Here is a 20,171-nt window from a genome sequence, read left to right as displayed (position 1 = left end):
TAGAAGCGGGGGGTTGGCTTGGGATTTGTGGTGGGGCTGCCCCTCACCCCAGCCCTCTCCCCCTGGAGAGGGAGCCGATTTGTGGGCTTTTCAGAAACTGCGTACGACTCGGTATCGCAGGTCGGCGTGGTTCTTACATCCACTCCGGTCAGTCCTCTCTCCCTCCGGGAGAGGGTTAGGGTGAGGGGCTTTTGACGTTGCTTTTGATCGATATGTATTGATCAAGGACTCATCGTCTGACCCACAGCCTTCGCGAGCAGGCTCGCTCCCACCGGGGAATGTGTGCAAGCCGATCAGGCCAGCTCTTTGCGCAGCTGCCGGGCGGCAGCAACCATGTGCACCAGCGCCGCTTCGGTCTCGGCCCAGCCGCGGGTTTTCAGGCCGCAGTCGGGGTTGACCCACAGCCGTTCGGCGGGTATCCGCTGGGCGGCTTTGCGGATCAGGCTGGCCATTTCGCCGGCCTCCGGAACCCGCGGCGAGTGGATGTCATAGACGCCCGGGCCAATGTCGTTCGGGTAGGCGAACGCCTCAAAGGCATCGAGCAGTTCCATGTCGGAACGTGAGGTTTCGATGGTGATGACGTCGGCGTCCATCGTGGCGATGGCCTCGATTACGTCGTTGAATTCGCTGTAGCACATGTGCGTATGGATTTGCGTTTCATCCCGCACGCCCGAGGCGCACAAGCGGAACGCTTCGGTTGCCCAGTGCAGATACGCCTGCCAATGCGCGCGGCGCAGCGGCAGGCCTTCGCGGAACGCCGCTTCGTCGATCTGCACGATGCGGATGCCGGCGGCTTCCAGATCGACCACCTCGTCGCGGATCGCCAGCGCCAGTTGCCGCGCCTGGGTTTCCCGGCTGACATCTTCACGCGGGAACGACCACATCAGCATCGTCACGGGACCGGTCAGCATGCCTTTCATGGCCTTGTCGGTCAGGCTTTGCGCATAGCGAATCCATTCCACGGTCATGGCCTGCGGTCGGCTGAGGTCGCCAAAAATCACCGCTGGTTTGACGCAGCGCGAGCCGTAGCTCTGCACCCAGCCGAAGCGGGTGAACATATAACCGTCGAGCTGTTCGGCGAAGTATTCGACCATGTCGTTGCGCTCGGCTTCACCGTGCACCAGCACGTCGAGGCCCAGACATTCCTGGATGTGTACGGCGTGGTGGATCTCGCTGTGCATGGCTTCGGTGTAGTCGGCGGCGCTGAGTGTGCCTTGTCTGAACGACTGGCGAGCGAGGCGAATCGCTGCAGTTTGCGGAAACGAGCCAATCGTCGTGGTCGGAAACAACGGCAGATTCAGACCAGCACGCTGCCTGGCGATGCGCTCGGCGAACGGTGACTGGCGCTGGCTGTCCCTGGCCGTGATGGCCGCCACACGCGCTTGTACTGCCGGCTTGTGAATCCGTGGCGAAGCGGCGCGGCTGGTCTGCACCGAGCGGCTTTGCGCCAACGCGCGCAGCACTTTCGGCGCTTGCGGTTGCTCGACCGCTTGCGCCAGCAGTGCCACTTCTTCGCACTTCTGCACGGCGAACGCCAGCCAGCTTTTCAGTTCGGCATCAAGCTGGTCTTCACGGCCCAAGTCGACCGGCGTGTGCAGCAGCGAGCAGGACGGCGCGACCCACAGGCGTTCGCCCAATCGCTCATGGGCATGCTGCAAAGTTGCGAGGGCATTTTCCAGGTCGCAACGCCAGACGTTACGACCGTTGACCACGCCCAACGACAGCACTTTATAAGCCGACAGACGATCAAGAATGGTCGGATACTGTTCTGGCGCGCGGACCAGATCAATGTGCAAACCGTCGACCGGCAGGTTCGCCGCCAGACCGAGGTTTTCTTCCAGGCCACCAAAATAGGTCGCGAGCAGTTTCTTCAGCGGATCGCGCTGAATCTGGTTGTAGGCACGCTCAAAGGCGTTCTTCCATTCCTGCGGCAGGTCGAGCACCAGAATCGGCTCGTCGATCTGCACCCATTCCACGCCAAGCGCCGCAAGCCGGGCGAAGATCTGGCCGTACAGCGGCAGCAGGCGATCAAGCAAATCGAGCTTGTCGAATTCGGCGCCTTTGACCTTGCCCAACCACAAATAAGTCAGCGGACCGATGATCACCGGTTTGACGTTGTGCCCCAGTTCGCGTGCCTCCTGGACTTCTTCGAACAGCTGTTCCCAGCCCAGTTGAAACTGTTGCTCAGCGCTGAATTCCGGGACGAGGTAGTGATAGTTGGTGTCGAACCACTTGGTCATTTCCTGCGCATGAGTGCCGCCGCAGCAGTCGTCGCTGACGCCGCGGGCCATGGCGAACAGGGTTTGCAGCGTGACCTTGCCGTCGTGCGGGCGAAAGCGTTCCGGGATCACGCCGAACATCAGCGAATGCGTCAGCACCTGGTCGTACCAGGCGAAATCGCCGACCGGGAGCAATTCGATTCCGGCGTTTTTCTGCAACTCCCAATGTACCTTGCGCAGCTCGCGACCGACGTCACGAAGCCCTGCTTCGTTCAGTTCGCCGTGCCAGAACGCCTCTTGCGCTTTCTTCAGTTCGCGGTCGCGACCGATGCGCGGAAATCCAGGGGAATGGGCCAGTGCCATGACAAACAACTCCAGTGCTTATTCGATGGCAGGTATTGTCGGGAGCAGCACGTAATGAAACAAACTCAATCTATTCCTGATGATCACAAGTTTTGTTCATGACTGACGTGTTGCGCAGGAGCTGTCGCAGGCTGCGATCTTCAGGTTATGGGACGCGAAGCGTCCCCGGCTGCATTCCCACGCAGAGCATGGGAACGATCAGGGCCCGTGCGGCACGACGCGGATTTCGTTCTATCGTTAGATCAAACCGGCTGCACCAATGCAGGACTAAGGGTTGCGACGGATGAGCGCTGAGCCTATGTTGCACGCGAGTCTTTCTTCGCGACCGGAACGCGATCAACACCATCAAGAGGTGAAGAAATGTCAAAGGATTCACGCCCTGCCGTGCTTGGGCTGATAGGCAATACTCCGCTGGTTCAGGTCACTCGTTTCGATACCGGCCCGTGCACGCTGTTTCTCAAACTCGAATCGCAAAACCCCGGCGGTTCGATCAAGGATCGCATCGGTCTGGCGATGATCGATGCCGCTGAACGCGACGGCCGTTTGCAAGCGGGCGGCACCATCGTTGAGGCGACAGCCGGCAACACCGGTCTCGGTCTGGCACTGGTCGGCCGCGCCAAGGGCTACCGGGTGGTACTGGTGGTGCCGGACAAAATGTCCACCGAGAAAGTCCTGCACTTGAAGGCCATGGGCGCCGAGGTGCACATCACCCGCTCCGATGTCGGCAAGGGCCATCCCGAGTATTACCAGGACGTCGCCGCGCGTTTGGCGAAAGACATTCCCGGCGCATTTTTCGCCGATCAGTTCAACAACCCGGCCAACCCGCTGGCCCATGAATGCAGCACCGCGCCGGAAATCTGGGCGCAGACCGAACATGATCTGGATGCGATTGTGGTGGGCGTCGGTTCGGCCGGTACGCTGACCGGCCTGAGCCGTTTCTTCAAACGGGTGCAACCGGATCTGGAGATGGTGCTGGCTGATCCGGTCGGTTCGGTGATGGCGCAATACAGCCGCGACGGCAGCCTGCCGACGCCCGGTTCATGGGCGGTTGAAGGCATCGGTGAGGATTTCATCCCGTCGATCACCGACCTCTCCAGCGTGCGCCACGCCTACTCGATCAGCGATGCGGAAAGCTTCGATCACGCGCGCCAGTTGCTCAAGGCCGAGGGCATTCTCGGTGGTTCGTCTACCGGCACCCTGCTCGCCGCCGCGCTGCGTTATTGCCGCGAGCAGACCGAGCCGAAACGCGTGGTCAGTTTCGTCTGTGACACCGGCACGCGCTACCTGTCGAAGGTCTACAACGACCAGTGGATGACCGATCAGGGCCTGCTGCAACGCAAAGGCTACGGCGATTTGCGCGACCTGATCGCCCGGCGTTTCGAGGACGGCCGGGTAATCAGCGTCGGCCCCGACGACACCCTGCTGACCGCGTTCCAGCGCATGCGCCTGGCCGATGTTTCGCAACTGCCGGTACTGGTCGAAGGCAAACAACTGGTGGGGGTGATCGATGAATCGGACATCCTCATGGCGGTGCACGAAGACGCCGCGCGCTTCAGCCAGTCGGTGTCCAGCGTGATGACCGACAAGCTGCAAACCCTCGCCCCCGGCGCGACGCTGGCCGAGCTGGAAGCAGTGCTCAGCCGTGGCCTCGTCGCGATCATCGCCGATGCAACGGGCTTTCATGGCCTGATCACCCGCACCGACATGCTCAACCAATTACGGAGATCCCTTGCATGAGTCAGCCCGACGATAAATCCCAAGGCTTCGCGACCCGGGTGATTCACGCCGGGCAACAACCGGACCCGACCACCGGCGCGCTGATGCCGCCTATCTATGCCAACTCCACTTATCTGCAAGACAGCCCCGGCGTGCACAAGGGTTTCGATTACGGGCGCTCGCACAACCCGACGCGCTTCGCCCTCGAGCGCTGTGTGGCGGACCTTGAAGGTGGCACCCGCGCGTTCGCTTTTGCCTCGGGGCTGGCGGCAATTTCCACCGTGCTGGAATTGCTTGATGCCGGTTCGCACATCGTCTCCGGCAATGATTTGTACGGCGGCACGTTCCGCCTGTTCGACAAGGTCCGCCAGCGCAGCGCCGGGCACCGCTTCAGTTTTGTCGATCTGGCTGATCTGTCGGCATTCGAGGCGTCGTTGCAGGACGACACGCGCATGGTCATGGTCGAGACACCGACCAACCCGCTGCTGAGCCTGTCGGACCTGGCCGCTATCGCCCGCATCTGCCGCGCCCGCGGGATCATCTGCGTGGCCGACAATACCTTCGCCAGCCCGTACATTCAGCGCCCGCTGGAGTTGGGCTTCGACATCGTGCTGCACTCGACCACCAAGTATCTCAACGGCCACTCCGATGTGATCGGCGGTATCGCAGTGGTCGGGCAGAACGCCGAACTGGCGGAGAAACTCGGCTTTCTGCAAAACGCGGTCGGGGCGATCTCCGGGCCGTTCGATGCCTTCCTGACCTTGCGCGGAGTGAAAACCCTGGCGCTGCGCATGGAACGCCACTGCAGCAATGCGCTGGATCTGGCGCAGTGGCTCGAGCAACAGCCGCAGGTCAAACGCGTCCATTACCCAGGCTTGAAGTCTCACCCGCAACATGAACTGGCGAAACGGCAGATGCGCGGTTTCGGCGGAATGATTTCCGTGGACCTTAACAGCGATCTCGCCGGTGCACGGCGCTTTCTCGAGAACGTGCAGATCTTCGCTTTGGCGGAAAGTCTCGGCGGCGTGGAAAGTCTGATCGAACATCCGGCGATCATGACCCACGCGACCATTCCGCCCGAAACCCGCGCGAAACTGGGGATCGGCGATGGGCTGGTGCGGCTGTCGGTCGGGGTAGAAGACGTCGAAGACCTGCGGGCCGACCTGGCCAGGGCACTGGCGAATATCTAGTTCTGCACTGACGTGAAGCCTGCAGACCAGACTTTACGTCAGAACGCTTTCGGCGGATTCGCCTCGTCGATCACGCAGCCCGCGCAGCGTCGTGCGTAACTCGGCGGGGTGCACCGGTTTCGACAGAATCGCAATCTGCCGATCGTGCAAAGCCGCCTGAATCCTTTCGACGTCGTGGCCGGTAATGATCATCGCAGGCACCGCCCAACCGCGCTGCCTGCGCACTTCATCGATGCATTCGATGCCGGTGGCGTGGGTGCCGAGGTCATAGTCGGCGACAAGGATGTCGCAGTCGGTGACCAGGTTTTCGGCCGACCACTCGGCTTGAACGACACAGCCCCAACGCTCGAGCAGCGTCGACGTCGCCAGCAACACGTTGCGATCATCCTCCACCAGGCACACCTTCAGCCCCGTCAACAAACCCACCTGCCGCACTTCACCACGGACAAGCCGTGACTGCGGCGCCGCTACGATTGGCAATCCGGCAAGAGTCATCGCCGTGCCGCACCCTACCCGCGAGCGCAGAGCAACGTCCACATCGATCAGTTCACCCAGACGCTTGATGATCGACAGGCCCAGCCCGACACCCTCGACATCTTTGTCGCGTACCTGCCGCACCCGATAAAACTCCTCAAACACCTTGTGCAGATGCTCTTCGGCAATGCCATTGCCGCAGTCATGGATGACGATAGCCAGCCCTGCCCCGCGTTTACGCACACCGATCAGCACCGGCCGCTGCGCGCCGTATTTGAAGCAGTTGGAGAGCACGTTCTGCACCATGGTCGCCAGCAGCGCCGGGTCGGTTCTGACCCAGTGGTGACAGGGACGCAAACGCAGTTCGACACCCGCCCAACGCGCCGCTTCCTGATGTTGGCGGACGATGTCCGCGAGCCATTCACCGAGGTTGAGCGTTTGCATTTTTGCTTCGACCCGGCCGTTATCGAGGGTGTAAAGGTCGAGGATCGAACGGAACAACTGCGAAACGTTGAGCAGTGAACGGTCGATGTTATCGACCAGCCGCCGCTCGTCATCGCCCAGGCGCGACTCGCGCAGACACGCGGTAAACAGTCCGATGGAATGAATCGGCTGACGCAGGTCGTGACTGGCCTGAGCCAGGAAACGTGACTTCTCCAGATTGGCCGCCTCGGCCTCCTCCGATGCCTTGCGCGTACGCTCGAGCAACAGGTGGGCGTAAAACGGGATCACGGTGCTGGTGATCATCAGCATCAGCACCATGAACGGTTGCGCCTGCCAGTACGGCGTCAGGCGATAGACCGCCAGCAGCGCCAGCAACGCCAGACCGGTGGCGACCGCCAGATAGCGTGAGCCATAGCGCATGCCATTGCCGAGGTTGACCCAGACCATCACCGCGTACAACGGCAGCGCGGCTTCGCCGCCGACTACCAGACCGAAACAGGTGCCGGTGTAATCGTGGATCATGGCAAAAATCCGCCGCGCCGGATAATGCCCGGGCCAGCGCGCAATGGCCTGACGGAACACGATGGAAACCAGCAAAAACAGGCTGATGTAGGTAATGACCGGCAGGTAGGTATCGACGCGATGGCCGGGCAGAAAACTCAATACGACCATGTAAACCACGGCGATGGCCGCGATGATAATGCGCAGATTGGCTTGATCGAGTTCGGTGTTTTTCTCGAATTTCATGTAAACGTCCTTGTGCAGCGTTCGTCAGTTTCGGAAGCAGCCTACAGGCAACCTTCGCGTCCGATGCTAAGGTGCCAGCCTTGATTAACGCTTGACCCAGGGAGGGTCGCGCCATGGCATGCCGGATCATCATAGCCGACGATCACCCACTGTTTCGCGAAGCGATGGTGCGCACTGTGCAGCGCTTGCTGCCCGAGGCGACCATCGAGGAGGCGGGAGACCTCGACGCTGTCACCGCATTGCTGGGTAGCGAGCCGGACACGTTGATACTCGACTTGCGTTTTCCGGGTTTGACCTGCATTACCCAACTCACCGAACTACGCCGACGCTTGCCGCGCACCACGCTGATCGTGGTATCGATGGTCGATGACCAGGCGCTGATCAGCGAGGTCATGAGCGCGGGCGTTGACGGTTTTATCGGCAAGAACATCGCCCCGGATGAAATCGGACAGGCGATTCTGGCGATCCGCGCGGGCGAGGTATTGGTGAAGTTTGCGCCGTCAGGCTTGCTGCCGCTGGAACCCGCCAGCGCCCTCAGCCCTCGTCAGCAGGAGGTTTTACGGCTGATCGCGCAAGGCAAGACCAACAAGGAAATCGCCCGTGAACTGGACATTTCACCCTTCACGGTGCGCATTCACGTGTCTTGTTTATTACGCGTCCTCGATGTGCCTTCGCGTGCTGCCGCCGCGGTGAAGTATGTCGGGCTGGTGTAGGCGCAGCTTGTCATCCGCCTACAAGCAATCGACGTGTAGCTGCAATACCGCCCTTCAACTGATCGACGATATCGTCTGAGGCGCAGCCCTCAGGGATCGACCTGAGCCATCAGCTCCGGCACCGATTCCGGCCGCCGCGCATAACGCTGGGCCAGCACCGCGCAGACCATCAACTGGATCTGATGGAACAGCATCAGCGGCAGGATCAGCACGCCGATGGTGCTGCCGGCGAACAGCACCTGCGCCATCGGCACGCCGGTGGCCAGGCTCTTTTTCGATCCGCAGAACAGAATGGTGATGCGGTCCTCCTGATTGAAGCCAAACGCCTTGCCAAGCAGGATCGACGCCAGCAGCACCAGCGCCAGCAGGATGCAGCAAACCACGATCAGCCCGAGCAATTCGAACAACGGAATCTGTTGCCAGATGCCCTCGTTGACCGCCTCGCTGAACGCGCCGTAGACCACCAACAGAATCGAGCCCTGATCGACGAACTTCAGCCAGTTCTTGTTGCGCCCGACCCAGGCGCCGATCCAGCGGCGGGCGATCTGTCCGGCAATGAATGGCAGCAGCAGCTGCACGCTGATTTTCACGATGGCATCGAGCGTCGAACCTCCATCACCGTGGACGTTGAGCAACAGCGTGACCAGCAACGGCGTCAGGAAAATCCCGAACAGACTCGACGCCGCCGCGCTGCAGATCGCCGCGGGAATATTGCCCCGCGCCAGCGAAGTGAAGGCAATCGCCGATTGCACCGTGGCGGGCAACGCGCACAGATACAGCATGCCCATGTACAGCTGGTCGCCGATCAACGGTGACAGCACAGGCTTGAGCGCCAGCCCCAATAGTGGAAACAGCACGAAGGTCAGACCGAACACCAGCAAATGCAGGCGCCAGTGGCCGGCACCGGCGATGATCGATTCGCGGGACAGCTTGGCGCCGTGCAGGAAAAACAGCAGCGCGATGGCGAGGTTGGTCAGCCAGCCGAAACCGACCGCAACCTGGCCGCTGGCCGGCAGAAAACTCGCCAGCAGGACCACGCCGATCAGCGTCAGGGTGAAGTTGTCGGGTAAAAAACGGGGGCGCGTCATGATAGTCATCCGGGGGTTGCCAGTGCTTGCCGACGACTCTAACGTGACTGGCAATTACCGACTAACGCCTAAGAGTCGCAAGATGCCGCCTAAAGGACAGACCAACAGCGTTCGCCGCAGCATTCCCGGGCTGCCCAGCCTGCCGCGGCCGCTATACGGCAGAACCGAATCGCTGCCCAATCGCGCCCTGACCCGCCGCCACATTCACCCGTGGGTGCAGTTGTCCTACGCGATTCAAGGCGTGCTCGAAGTGCAGACCAGCGCCGGGCGCTTCGTCGCCCCGCCGGAACGCGCCGTGTGGATTCCCGCCGGCGTGCCGCATCGGGTCTTCAGCGCGCCGCACACGGAGATGCGCAGCCTGTACATCGATTGCAGCGTTTCGGCCTGGGCCGCCGAACGTTGCCATGTGTTGGCCGTCAGCGATCTGCTGCGTGAACTGATCCGTGCGTTCAGTCAGGTGCCGGTTGAGTACGACGAGAACGGCGCCCACGGGCGTCTGGCGCAAGTGATCCTCGATCAACTGGCCGAGGCAGCGCCAATCGATCTGATGCTGCCGCTGCCACAAGACCCGCGCTTAAAGCAGATCTACCAGAGCCTCGAACAACACCCGGAACAACAAACCACCCTTAGTCACTGGAGCGAGCAATTCGGCGTCACCGAAAAAACCCTCACCCGCCTGTTCCTGCGCGACACCGGCCTGACCTTTCGCGCCTGGCGCCAACGCCTGCGCCTGCTCGGCGCGCTGACGCCATTGGAAAAAGGCGAACGGGTGACCGATGTGGCATTGGCGTGCGGGTATGACTCGACGTCGGCGTTCATTGCAGCGTTTCGGCAGCAGTTCGGGCAGACGCCGGGGGAGTTTTTCCGCTAGGTAAATCTCCGACACTTCGTTTTTCTCGAACCATTGCCCAGAAATAAACGATTTTTCCTGCGCATAAATCCGTCGTTAGCATGGCCCTGTCTGACCTCAAGCCCATCGACAGGGAGCGTGACATGCCAGCGACCAACCTCAATATCGGCGAACCGTGGATGTGGGGCGCCTTCATCGTTTTTGTGCTGGCGATGCTGGCACTCGACCTGTTCGTGTTTGGCGGGCGCAAGGCGCATCGGGTGTCAGTGCGTGAAGCGCTGGCCTGGGTGATTGCCTGGTGTCTGCTGGCGCTGAGCTTTGCCGGGTTGCTCTGGTGGTATCTGCACGGCGAGTTCGGCGGCGAGATCGCCCGGCAGAAAACCCTTGAATTCCTTACCGGTTATTTGATCGAGCAATCGCTGTCGATCGATAACATGTTCGTCTTCGTGATGATCTTCAGCTACTTCGCCGTGCCACCGGAATTGCAGCGACGGGTGCTGTTGTACGGGGTACTCGGGGCGATCGTGATGCGCGCGGTGATGATCTTTGCCGGGGTGTGGCTGGTGTCGCAGTTCGAGTGGCTGCTGTATGCGTTCGGGGTTTTCCTGATCATCACCGGGATCAAGATGCTGGTGTTTGCCGAGCAGCAACCGGACCTGGATAAAAACCCGTTGCTGCGCTGGGTCCGCAATCACATGCGCATCACCAGTGGTTTTCACGGCGAGCGGTTTTTCATCGTGCAGAACGGTGTGCGCTGGGCGACGCCGATGTTTCTGGTGCTGGTGCTGATCGAGGCCAGTGACCTGATGTTCGCGGTCGACAGCATCCCGGCCATTTTCGCGGTGACCACCGACCCGTTCATTGTCTTCACGTCGAACATCTTCGCGATCATGGGATTACGCGCGCTGTACTTCCTGCTCGCGGACATGGCTGATCGCTTTCATTTGCTCAAGTACGGGCTGGCCATCGTGCTGGTGTTCATCGGCGGCAAGATGGTGCTGATGCCGTGGTTCCACATGCCGGTGGAATGGTCGCTGGCGGTGGTGGGCGCGGTGATTCTGGGCTCGGTGTTGCTGAGCCTTGTCATCACCCGAAATGCTGAACGTAGCACCGAATGACACACCACAAAACCCTGTGGGAGCGAGCCTGCTCGCTAAGGCGTCGGACCAGTCAACATCGAAGTTGAATGACACACCGCTTTCGCGAGCAGGCTCGCTCCCACATTTGGATTGCGGTGATTGTTACTTGTCAGACTTGATGCTGGTCCATACACGGGTCCGCACGCGTTCGAGTTTCTGCGGCAACGGCTGAACCACGTAGAGTTTTTTCAGTGCTTCCGGGGTCGGCGTCAGGTTCGGGTTGTCGGTGATTTCCTTGTTGATCAACGCCAGCGAATCCTTGTTCGCGTTCGGGTAGCCGAGGAAATCACTGATTGGCGCGATCACTTTCGGGTCGAGCAAGTGGTTAAGGAATTCGTGGGCCTCGTTGACGTTCTTCGCGCTTTTCGGAATGGCGAAAGTATCGAACCAGATCGGCGCGCCTTCCTTCGGCAAACGCCAGTCGACCACCACACCATTGCCCGCCTCTTTGGCGCGGTTGCCGAACTGGTAGAAGCTGCCCGAGTAACCGATGGCCACGCAAATATCGCCGTTGGCGATGTCGGTCATGTACTTGGCCGAGTTGAAATAGGTCACGTACGGGCGAACCTTGAGCATCAGCGCTTTGGCTTTTTCATAATCGGCGGGGTTCTGGCTGTTCGGGTCGAGACCGAGATAGTGCAGCGCCAGCGGGAGGATTTCCGAGGGCGAATCAAGCATCGCCACGCCGCAGGATTTGAGCTTTTCCATGTTCTCCGGTTTGAACACCAGGTCCCAGCTGTCGACCGGTGCGTTGTCGCCCAGCGCCGCTTTGACCTTGGCGGGGTTGAAGCCGATCAACACGGTGCCGACCATGTACGGCACACCGTACTGGTTGCCGGGGTCGTTCTTGTCCAGCAGTTTCAACAGTTCCGGGTCCTGGTGGCTCCAGTTCGGCAATTTCGACTTGTCGAGTTTCTGGAACACACCGGCCTTGATCTGCGTGTCGAGGAACTGGTTCGACGGCACCACCAAGTCGTAACCGGAGTTGCCGGTGAGCAATTTGGCTTCCAGCGATTCGTTGGTGTCGAAGGTGTCCCAGGTCACTTTGATGCCGGTTTGCGCGGCGAAATCCTTGGGCACGGCGGGCAGGATGTAATCGGCCCAGTTGTAGACGCGCAGTTCGCGTTGCTCGGCCTGGACGGCGCTGGCCAACAGCGTCAGCCCACACACGGTGGCACCCAGAATACGTTTCATCGTGACCATGGTTGTTCCCCAAAAGCGGCGTGAGTTCGATGGTTTTTATGTTCTGTACACGGCAGTGGCCAAAATGGCGGCCAAGGGTAATAAGGTCGAGCGTTTCGTTGTGGCTTTGATTCTTGCCGAGAGTGCCAAGGGATCACAGTGGGGCATCGGCCAAAAGGGGATCGATATGGCCAATTTCGATGACCGCCGGGATGCGCAAACGACAATGCCCGGCACAGGGCCGGGCATTGATTGAACAGCGGATCAACTTAAGCCGTATCAGTCACCTTAGTCGGTATAACCCAATTTTGCCGCCCTGCTCTGCTGCGTTTGGCCACGGGTCGCCAGGCAGTAATACAGCGGCACGGTGACCACCAGGCCGACCAGCCAGGACAAGTCCGCGCCTTCAACCAGATTGGCGTAAGGCCCGACGTACAGCGAGGTGTTGGCGAACGGCAACTGCACGATGATGCCGATGAAGTAGGCAATGATTGCGTGCAGGTTGAAGCGCCCGTAGATCCCGCCATCGGCGCGGAAGATCGAACTGATGTCGTAGCAGCCGCGCTTGATCAGGTAGAAGTCGATCAGGTTGATCGAAGCCCACGGCACCAGCACCAGCAACAGCGCCAGAATCAGCCCGATGAAATGCGAGATGAAATCCGCTGAAGCGCCCAGCGCGACCACGCAGCAACCGGCGAGCACCACGCTCGACAACACCACGCGCACCTTGATGCTTGGCGTCCACTGGCTGGCAAAGGTCTGGATCGAGGTGATGATCGACAGCACCGCGCCGTACAGATTCAGCGCGTTATGGCTGATGATGTTGAGCAGAAACAGCACCATCAGGATCGGCCCCAGCCAACCGGTCGACTGCTTGACCGCCGACATCGCTTCGGTACCTTCCGGGGTCGCCAGCACCGCCACGGCGCCGAAGGCAAACGACAGAATGGTCCCCAGCGTCGCACCCAGATAAGTCGCCCAGAACGGTTTGGCAATGCCGATATCGGCCGGCAGGTAGCGCGAATAATCGGACACGTACGGCGAGAAGCTGATCTGCCAGATGATCCCCAGCGACACCGTTGCCAGCCAGCCGGACAAATTGAAGCTGCCGCGAGTAAAGAAGTCTGCGGGCAAGTCATTGGCGAAGATGTAAATGAAGCCGGCCAGCAACGCGCCACCCATCACCCAGGTGCCTATGCGGTTTAGCGTGTGGATGAAGTTGTAGCCGATCACCCCGATCGCCGTGGCCGCCAATGCACCGATCAGAATGCTCAGCGGCGCCGGCACCGACGGCGCAATACCGACGATCGATTTGCCCGCCAGGACGATGTTGGAAATGAAGAAACCGATGTAGATCAGCGCGGCAAAAAACACGATCAGCAGCGCGCCATAACGGCCGAACTGGCCGCGACTCTGGACCATCTGCGGAATGCCCATGCGCGGGCCCTGGGCCGACGCCAGCGCAATCACCACGCCGCCGATCATGTGCCCCAGCGCAATCGCCAGCAGCCCCCAGAACAAATCAAGATGGAACACCTGAACCACCATGGCGCCGGTGACGATGGGCAGTGGCGCAATGTTGGTGCTGAACCAAAGGGTGAACAGGTCGCGGGCCTTCCCGTGGCGTTCCGCGAGTGGGACGTAATCGACCGTGTGATTCTCGATCAACGGATCTTGCCGGGACATCTGGGACATATGCATGAACTCGAGTTTGTCTGTTCTTATCTTTGTATGAAGCCAAACCGGGGGGACTCTATGGTCGCCCCTCAGATGCAGACCATATTATGGTATTCCAAACTTTTCACAAGACTGATCCGTGATTTAACGCGCCATCTGATACGCCATCCTCGCCCATAGCAGCGCTGTCAAGCCAGCTGAAAGCCCCGTAAACACTGAGTTTCCGACGAACGCGGCACGTTTATCGGTTCAGCTTGAAAGCGCTTGCAAACTCAGATTACTGGTATACCATCAGACCATTAATTCAATAAAAACCGCTGCACAAACCCGAGGAATGACCAATGATCGATGCTGCCATTTACAAACAAGTCATGGGCTCGTTCCCGTCCGGCGTCACCGTGATCACCACGCTCGACGATGACGGCCAGATCGTCGGCCTGACCGCCAGCGCCTTCAGCTCGCTGTCGATGGACCCGGCATTGGTGCTGTTCTGCCCCAACTACAGCTCTGACTCCTACCCGGTGCTGATCAAGAACAAGCGCTTTGCCATTCACGTTCTGTCTGGCGGCCAGCAAAGCGAAGCCTACGCCTTCGCCCGTAAAGGCAAGGACAAGGCGCAGGGCATCGAGTGGACGTTGAGCGAACTGGGCAACCCGATCCTCGCCAATGCGACGGCGGTGATCGAGTGCGAACTGTGGCGCGAATACGAAGGTGGCGACCATGCGATCATGGTCGGCGCAGTGAAAAACCTGATCGTGCCCGAGCAAGTGGCCGGGCCGCTGGTGTATTGCCACGGCAAGATGGGGGCTTTGCCGGTGCTGGTTTGATTTCGAGTCCGCTCTGGATTCCATGTGGGAGCGAGCCTGCTCGCGAAAGCGGTATGTCATTCAACACAGATGTCGCCTGACATTCCCTCTTCGCGAGCAGGCTCGCTCCCACAGGTTTATACGGTGTCTGATGGTTATTGATTACGTACGAAACCGGCTCACCAACTGATTCAACGTCTGCGACAGCGCCGTCAGATTCTGCGCATCCTCACGGGTCGAATCCGCCAGACTCGCCACCAACTGCGCATCGCCATGAATCTGGCTGATGTGCCGATTGATATCCTCGGCCACCTGATGCTGTTCCTCCGCCGCCGTGGCGATCTGCGTGTTCATGTCGCGGATCACATCCACCGACTCGCGAATCAATTCAAAACTCGCCCGCGCCTCGTTGATCGACACCACGGTTTCCTGCGACACCTCAAGGCTGGCATGCATCTGCTTGCCCATCTGATGAGTACGCCGCGCCAGATTGCCCAGCAGCGCATCAATCTCGCCGGTTGAATCCGAGGTGCGTTTTGCCAGCGCCCGTACTTCATCGGCCACCACCGCGAACCCCCGCCCCTGCTCGCCCGCCCGCGCCGCTTCAATGGCGGCGTTGAGCGCGAGCAGGTTGGTCTGCTCGGCGATCGAGCGAATGGTGCCGAGGATCGACTGGATGTCGTTGCTGTCCTGCTCCAGTTGCTGCATCGACTCGGCGCTGTGACCGATTTCCTCGCTCAGACGGCCGACACTGCTCACCGCCGCATCGATCTGCTGCTGCCCGGTGTGGGCCTGACGCTGGCCGTTGTCTGCCGAGTCTGCGGCCTGACTGCAGGAGCGCGCGACTTCATTGGAAGTGGCGACCATTTCGTGGAACGCGGTCGAGACCATGTCCACCGCCTCGCGCTGACGCGACGCGACTTCGGCCATCTCCGCCGAGACTTCCGTGGCGCTGCCGGAGCTGCTGTGGATCTGCCCCGCCGCCTGGCCGATGCGCTGAATCAAGGTGCGGATCGCTTCGAGAAACTGGTTGAACCAGCCGGCCAGTTGCGCCGTTTCGTCCTGCCCGCGCACTTCCAGGCGTGCGGTCAGATCGCCCTCGCCCTGGGCAATGCCTTCCAGACCACTGGCGACGCCGCGTATCGGCTTGACCATCAACCCGGCAAACCACGCCCCGGCCATGGCAAACAGCAGCGCGCAGACGACAGCGATAACGCCGATGATCCACGTCAGCCGCGTGGCCCCGGCCATCACTTCACTGGCTTTGACCAGCCCGACAAACCGCCAGCCCAGCGCCTCGGACGGCCAGACCAGCGCCATGTAGCGCTCGCCGGCCAGTTCCACCTCCACCAGGCCTTTGCTCGCTTCGGCCAGTTGCCGGTAGCCATCACCCAGCTCGGTGAGTTTCTTGAAGTTGTGCGCCGGATCGCTCGGATCGACCAACACGGTGTTGTTGGCCTCCATCAGCAGCAGATAACCGCTGTCGCCGAGGCGGATCTGCTTGACCAGATCGGTCAGTTGCTTGAGCGAAACGTCGATATTTACCACACCGGCATTGTTGCCCAACTGGTTGTTGAAGCTGCGCACGGTGCTGACCAGCACCACATCATCGGCCGCCCAGTAATAGGCTTCGGTGCGCAAGGTTTTGCCGGGATTGGCCATCGCCGTTTTGTACCAGGGCCGCGTGCGCGGGTCGTAATTGGCCAGTTGCGCATCGCCCGGCCAGAACAGGTAACCGCCCTGCTCGGTGCCCAGCGACAGATAGGTGTACGCCGGATGCGCCTTGGCCAGCCCGGCGAACAGCTTGAACAACTGCTGATCCTGCGGCCCCATGGGCACTTGCGCGGCGTCGCTGCTCAGATAGCGTTTGAGGCTGCCGTCGATGCTCTGCAATTGCGGATGCTCGGCCAGATAAGCGACGTTCTGGCTGATACCCTCAAAGAACAATTGCATCGCGTTTTCGACCTGACGCACTTCGCGTCCGGTGCTGTCGACGAAATTGTCCCGCGCCCCATCGCGGACATTGAGAATGATCAGCGCCGCCACCAGCAACACCGGCAGACTGGCGATCACGGCGAATGCCATGGTCAGTTTTTGTTTGATGTTCATCTGTTGCGCCTTCCTTGTTCGAAGTGTCGGTCAGAAATATTTTGCGGATATCCCGTATTATGGTATACCAATATTCAATCAACCGACCAGCCGTCCTCGAAGGCGTGCCTGATGGGTGATAAAACTCGCGAGCGTTCAGCGCTCACGGCAGTTCGACAGGCCAGCAAGCGACCGGCCAATGACAAAAGACTCGAGGTAGCGTCATGAAATTTTCCCTGTTCATCCACATGGAACGCTGGGACGAAAGCGTCAGCCACCGCCAACTGTTCGAAGACCTCACCGAACTGACCCTGATGGCCGAGGCCGGCGGCTTCAGCACCGTGTGGATCGGCGAACACCACGCCATGGAATACACCATCTCGCCGAGCCCGATGCCGCTGCTGGCCTACCTCGCGGCGAAAACCACCACCATCCACCTCGGCGCCGGCACCATCATCGCGCCGTTCTGGCACCCGCTGCGCGTCGCCGGCGAATGCGCCCTGCTCGACGTGATCAGCAACGGCCGCATGGAAGTCGGCCTCGCACGCGGCGCCTATCAAGTTGAATTCGATCGCATGGCCGGCGGCATGCCCGCCTCCAGCGGCGGCCAGGCCCTGCGCGAAATGGTCCCGGTGGTCCGCGCCCTGTGGCAAGGCGACTACGCCCACGACGGCGACATCTGGAAATTCCCCACCTCGACCAGCGTGCCGAAACCGATCCAGAAACCGAACCCGCCGATGTGGATCGCCGCCCGCGACCCGGACTCGCACAACTTCGCCGTGGCCAACGGCTGCAACGTGATGGTCACGCCATTGATGAAAGGCGACGAAGAAGTCGTCGACCTGAAAAACAAATTCCAGACCGCACTCGACAACAACCCCGACGTACCGCGCCCACAACTGATGGTGCTGCGTCACACCCACGTGCACACCGCCGACGACCCGGACGGCTGGAAAGTCGGCGCCAAAGCCATCTCGCGTTTCTACCGCACCTTCGACGCGTGGTTCGGCAACAAGCAAACCCCGGTCAACGGTTTCCTCGCGCCGAGCCCGGAAGAGAAGTTTGCCGGACGCCCGGAATTTGAACTGGAAAGCCTGCACAAGACGGCGATGATTGGTACGCCGGAAGAAATCATTCCGCGGATCAAGTACTACCAGGAACTGGGCGTGGATGAGTTCAGTTTCTGGTGTGACAACAGCTTGCCGCATGCGGAGAAGAAGAAGTCGCTGGAGTTGTTTATCAAGCATGTGGTGCCGGCGTTTCGTTGAGTCACTGCTGATTGTTTGCCCCAGATAAAAAAGCCCCGAACAGTTCGGGGCTTTTCAGTTCAGCACGGCAGGGAAAAGGGGTAAACGGGGACAGACCACGTTTTCGGTTTACATTCTAAATGTGGTCTGTCCCCCATTTACCCTCCAGCCCTCCTAACTGATCGAAACGGGACAAATTCCATGTCGAGTTGTGAGAACATAAGATTCAAAACCATTTTCCTCAGGAATTATCTCAAGCAACTTACGATCATCAAACGTTATTACCAACTTTTCTCCTTTTTCTAAACCCGTCTCTTTCACACGACGATTCAATAGTTCAAAAAGGACGACAGCACTATGAAGATTTTCGCCGTGCCCATATTTCAACGCTCCCTCATCACCGCAGGCGAAGGGGCACTGGATCAGCACTGACACACTATTATCAAAAATCAGAACAAACGATCCTATTCCGACAATCACGCCTGTAAGAATTGCTGATTTAAACTCAGCCAAATCTCTCTGCTCAATCATTATTACCACCTCATCTTTTTGGCGGAAAGGTATCAGGTGCCAAAGGCAGATGTGTTTGTCCTTTCGTGCCGGTTCCGCCTGTCGCCGGGTTAATCGGTTGCCCATTTTTCACCGAGATCCAATAACCCCTCTCCAAGCTTGGAACAGGAGCGGAGCCAGCAGGCATTAATCGGATATACGTACTTCCCGGTGCTGATGGATCCGTATCCGGCGGAAAATAAATAATACTCCCTGACGTTTTTCCTGGCTTACTTGTCCACGTTAAAGGAGTTACCGGGCTTTGGGGGGGATTGGTGAATGCCTCAAGCTTTGGAGGCACCTTCCCGGGAGCGAAAACGGGGCCAGACCACGTTTTCCGTTAAATTGTTGGTTTTTTCGGCCGTCCCGGGCTCCCTCGCTGCACACATCGACCGATCATTGCCTCAACATTAATAGCAAACTTTGAACTGCCAAAAACATTATTTCCATTGGTCGCGTCACGAATCTGGTCAACCAATCCTGACTCTAAGTCATTTTTGAACAGTTCGCGATAAGCATCTGCCGGTTGCCGGCCCTGCCCTCCCAGCGCCAAATACTGAGCATGAAGGGTAACAATGTGTGATCGCTCTGATTGTGCGTTAACACGGTAACTTGACCAGCGATATTCTGCCGGATGATTTACCATTTTAGCTCTGACGGGATTCATTTCGATGTATCGATAACAGCACAACAAATATCGTTCATTCTCAACAAGGCAAGAACGATACCAGCCTTCCCACAAGCTCCCGCTGCGACTATACGTACGATTTATATATTGGGCGTATCTCTGCCCGACACCTTTCATCAGTAGGCTTGCGCTGTTGGCATTATGAGGACTGACTAACAAATGAATGTGATTGGTCATTAAGCACCACGCATGAATATCACAATAATTTTTAGAAGCCTGCTCGACCAAAGTCTCCAAATAAAAAAGGTAATCTTCTTCGGTAAAGAAACAGACAGATTTATTGTTTCCTCGCTGAATCAAGTGGAGCGGTACGCCTGGTATCAAAACTCGGGCTCTACGCGGCATCGATGAATCCTTTCAATTGGTCGAACTGAAAGCTTAGCGGGCCGAAAGGTAAACATGACGGCAAATTTTTACGTATTATAGCAGTCAATTACATTAAACGTGGTCTGCCCCCCCTTTACTTCCCCTTTACTTCCTTTACTTCTAAACGTGGTCTGTCCCGATTTCTCGCACCCGTTAAACGTGGCCTGACCGTCTTTAAGCCCTACAAGTCACGCATTTCATTCAAAACAATCAGAAGCCTCGAATAAATCAGTAGCGGAACCTCGACTACAACCTCATCATCCGATGCCTCTATAGCTAATGGAAGTAAAATATCAAATTTTCTTTCCTGAGACGCCTCTGAGAATATCGACGCATTTAAATGACTCCTTATTTTTTTAATATTTTTAAAATAAACGTTTTTCTCCAGTCCTTTTGACAAAATCGAAAATCCACATCGAAAAATCCTGAAAGTGTCGATCCCAAAACTTAACTGATAAATACCAACACCTAAAAACTCATGATCAATACCGGGAATAAAACTTCCATATCCGGACGCGTTTATACTATTTATTTGTTTCATAACCTTGATCAATGCAGTCTCCTCAGAAACTCTCTAAGCCCATCTTTAGTTGCTGACAGCCCCCTTCACACCCTGAAGGAGGAA

The 20,171-nt window shown here is 58.7% G+C and carries 16 protein-coding genes and 2 pseudogenes; 8 read left to right on the top strand and 10 right to left on the bottom strand.

The genetic code is table 11. The annotated features are described in order from the left end of the window. Window positions 1-293 precede the first annotated feature (293 nt). On the bottom strand, window positions 294-2,582 hold the full coding sequence (gene metE / locus ACGSLL_RS15535; protein ID WP_394506962.1) for a 5-methyltetrahydropteroyltriglutamate--homocysteine S-methyltransferase: 2,289 nt from the start codon (window positions 2,580-2,582) through the stop codon (window positions 294-296). 360 nt (window positions 2,583-2,942) lie between these two features. Here metE and ACGSLL_RS15530 point away from each other — a divergent pair, with 360 nt between their 5' ends. After that, complete coding sequence (locus ACGSLL_RS15530; RefSeq protein WP_394506961.1) at window positions 2,943-4,319, top strand: pyridoxal-phosphate dependent enzyme; 1,377 nt, start codon at window positions 2,943-2,945, stop codon at window positions 4,317-4,319. Further along, window positions 4,316-5,488, top strand: coding sequence for a cystathionine gamma-synthase (locus ACGSLL_RS15525; protein WP_394506960.1), 1,173 nt, complete (start codon window positions 4,316-4,318; stop codon window positions 5,486-5,488). Before ACGSLL_RS15530 ends, ACGSLL_RS15525 begins: the two co-directional genes overlap by 4 nt. 33 nt (window positions 5,489-5,521) lie before the next feature. Here ACGSLL_RS15525 and ACGSLL_RS15520 read toward each other — a convergent pair whose 3' ends face one another. Further along, window positions 5,522-7,153: an ATP-binding response regulator gene (locus ACGSLL_RS15520; protein WP_394506959.1), complete on the bottom strand. Its 1,632-nt coding sequence runs from the start codon at window positions 7,151-7,153 to the stop codon at window positions 5,522-5,524. 113 nt (window positions 7,154-7,266) lie between these two features. Here ACGSLL_RS15520 and ACGSLL_RS15515 point away from each other — a divergent pair, with 113 nt between their 5' ends. Continuing rightward, complete coding sequence (locus tag ACGSLL_RS15515; RefSeq protein ID WP_394506958.1) at window positions 7,267-7,866, top strand: LuxR C-terminal-related transcriptional regulator; 600 nt, start codon at window positions 7,267-7,269, stop codon at window positions 7,864-7,866. An 89-nt stretch (window positions 7,867-7,955) separates the two neighbouring features. On the opposite strand, the gene ACGSLL_RS15510 is transcribed toward ACGSLL_RS15515, so the two are convergent. After that, entirely contained in the window at window positions 7,956-8,954 is a 999-nt protein-coding gene (locus tag ACGSLL_RS15510) for a bile acid:sodium symporter family protein (RefSeq protein WP_394506957.1), read from the bottom strand. Between the two features lie 82 nt (window positions 8,955-9,036). Between ACGSLL_RS15510 and ACGSLL_RS15505 the strand changes: the two genes are divergently transcribed. Together ACGSLL_RS15505 and ACGSLL_RS15500 are read left to right on the top strand one after the other, a co-directional pair. Then, entirely contained in the window at window positions 9,037-9,825 is a 789-nt protein-coding gene (locus ACGSLL_RS15505) for an AraC family transcriptional regulator (protein ID WP_394506956.1), read from the top strand. A 122-nt stretch (window positions 9,826-9,947) separates the two neighbouring features. After that, window positions 9,948-10,922 (top strand): TerC family protein, encoded by a 975-nt coding sequence (locus ACGSLL_RS15500; RefSeq protein ID WP_394506955.1) that lies wholly within the window; start codon window positions 9,948-9,950, stop codon window positions 10,920-10,922. Between the two features lie 123 nt (window positions 10,923-11,045). On the opposite strand, the gene ACGSLL_RS15495 is transcribed toward ACGSLL_RS15500, so the two are convergent. Continuing rightward, window positions 11,046-12,146, bottom strand: coding sequence for a polyamine ABC transporter substrate-binding protein (locus ACGSLL_RS15495; RefSeq protein ID WP_394506954.1), 1,101 nt, complete (start codon window positions 12,144-12,146; stop codon window positions 11,046-11,048). Between ACGSLL_RS15495 and ACGSLL_RS15490 the strand changes: the two genes are divergently transcribed. Then, window positions 12,139-12,381 (top strand): hypothetical protein, encoded by a 243-nt coding sequence (locus ACGSLL_RS15490; RefSeq protein ID WP_394506953.1) that lies wholly within the window; start codon window positions 12,139-12,141, stop codon window positions 12,379-12,381. The two genes, ACGSLL_RS15495 and ACGSLL_RS15490, sit on opposite strands and share 8 nt — an antisense overlap. A gap of 32 nt (window positions 12,382-12,413) precedes the next feature. Here the strand turns inward: ACGSLL_RS15490 and ACGSLL_RS15485 are convergent, their stop codons facing one another. Next, window positions 12,414-13,820, bottom strand: coding sequence for a purine-cytosine permease family protein (locus tag ACGSLL_RS15485; RefSeq protein WP_394506952.1), 1,407 nt, complete (start codon window positions 13,818-13,820; stop codon window positions 12,414-12,416). 323 nt (window positions 13,821-14,143) lie between these two features. Between ACGSLL_RS15485 and ACGSLL_RS15480 the strand changes: the two genes are divergently transcribed. Continuing rightward, the gene (locus tag ACGSLL_RS15480) at window positions 14,144-14,629 is read left to right on the top strand and encodes a flavin reductase family protein (RefSeq protein ID WP_090284134.1); all 486 of its coding nucleotides are present in this window, start codon (window positions 14,144-14,146) and stop codon (window positions 14,627-14,629) included. Between the two features lie 141 nt (window positions 14,630-14,770). Here the strand turns inward: ACGSLL_RS15480 and ACGSLL_RS15475 are convergent. Both ACGSLL_RS15475 and ACGSLL_RS15470 read right to left on the bottom strand, forming a co-directional pair. Next, window positions 14,771-15,367: pseudogene (locus ACGSLL_RS15475) on the bottom strand (methyl-accepting chemotaxis protein); the annotation flags it as partial. Between the two features lie 261 nt (window positions 15,368-15,628). After that, window positions 15,629-16,561, bottom strand: a pseudogene (locus ACGSLL_RS15470) (HAMP domain-containing protein); the annotation flags it as partial. Between the two features lie 359 nt (window positions 16,562-16,920). On the opposite strand from ACGSLL_RS15470, the gene ACGSLL_RS15465 reads away from it, so the two are divergent. Continuing rightward, window positions 16,921-17,964: an LLM class flavin-dependent oxidoreductase gene (locus tag ACGSLL_RS15465; protein WP_208937775.1), complete on the top strand. Its 1,044-nt coding sequence runs from the start codon at window positions 16,921-16,923 to the stop codon at window positions 17,962-17,964. Window positions 17,965-18,117: 153 nt separating this feature from the next. Here the strand turns inward: ACGSLL_RS15465 and ACGSLL_RS15460 are convergent, their stop codons facing one another. The 3 genes from ACGSLL_RS15460 to ACGSLL_RS15450 all read right to left on the bottom strand — a co-directional run bounded on the left by ACGSLL_RS15460 (window position 18,118) and on the right by ACGSLL_RS15450 (window position 20,099). Next, the gene (locus ACGSLL_RS15460; protein ID WP_394506951.1) at window positions 18,118-18,579 is read right to left on the bottom strand and encodes a hypothetical protein; all 462 of its coding nucleotides are present in this window, start codon (window positions 18,577-18,579) and stop codon (window positions 18,118-18,120) included. 253 nt (window positions 18,580-18,832) lie between these two features. After that, a complete protein-coding gene (locus tag ACGSLL_RS15455; RefSeq protein WP_394506950.1) occupies window positions 18,833-19,525 on the bottom strand; it encodes a transposase in 693 nt (230 codons plus the stop codon). Between the two features lie 202 nt (window positions 19,526-19,727). Beyond that, entirely contained in the window at window positions 19,728-20,099 is a 372-nt protein-coding gene (locus ACGSLL_RS15450; RefSeq protein WP_394506949.1) for a hypothetical protein, read from the bottom strand. Window positions 20,100-20,171: the final 72 nt, after the last annotated feature.

The organism is Pseudomonas retamae (assembly GCF_043496865.1).
Taxonomy (GTDB): domain Bacteria; phylum Pseudomonadota; class Gammaproteobacteria; order Pseudomonadales; family Pseudomonadaceae; genus Aquipseudomonas; species Aquipseudomonas retamae.
Note: the sequence above shows the minus strand (reverse complement) of the source record. Positions and strands in the feature narration are given on the sequence as shown.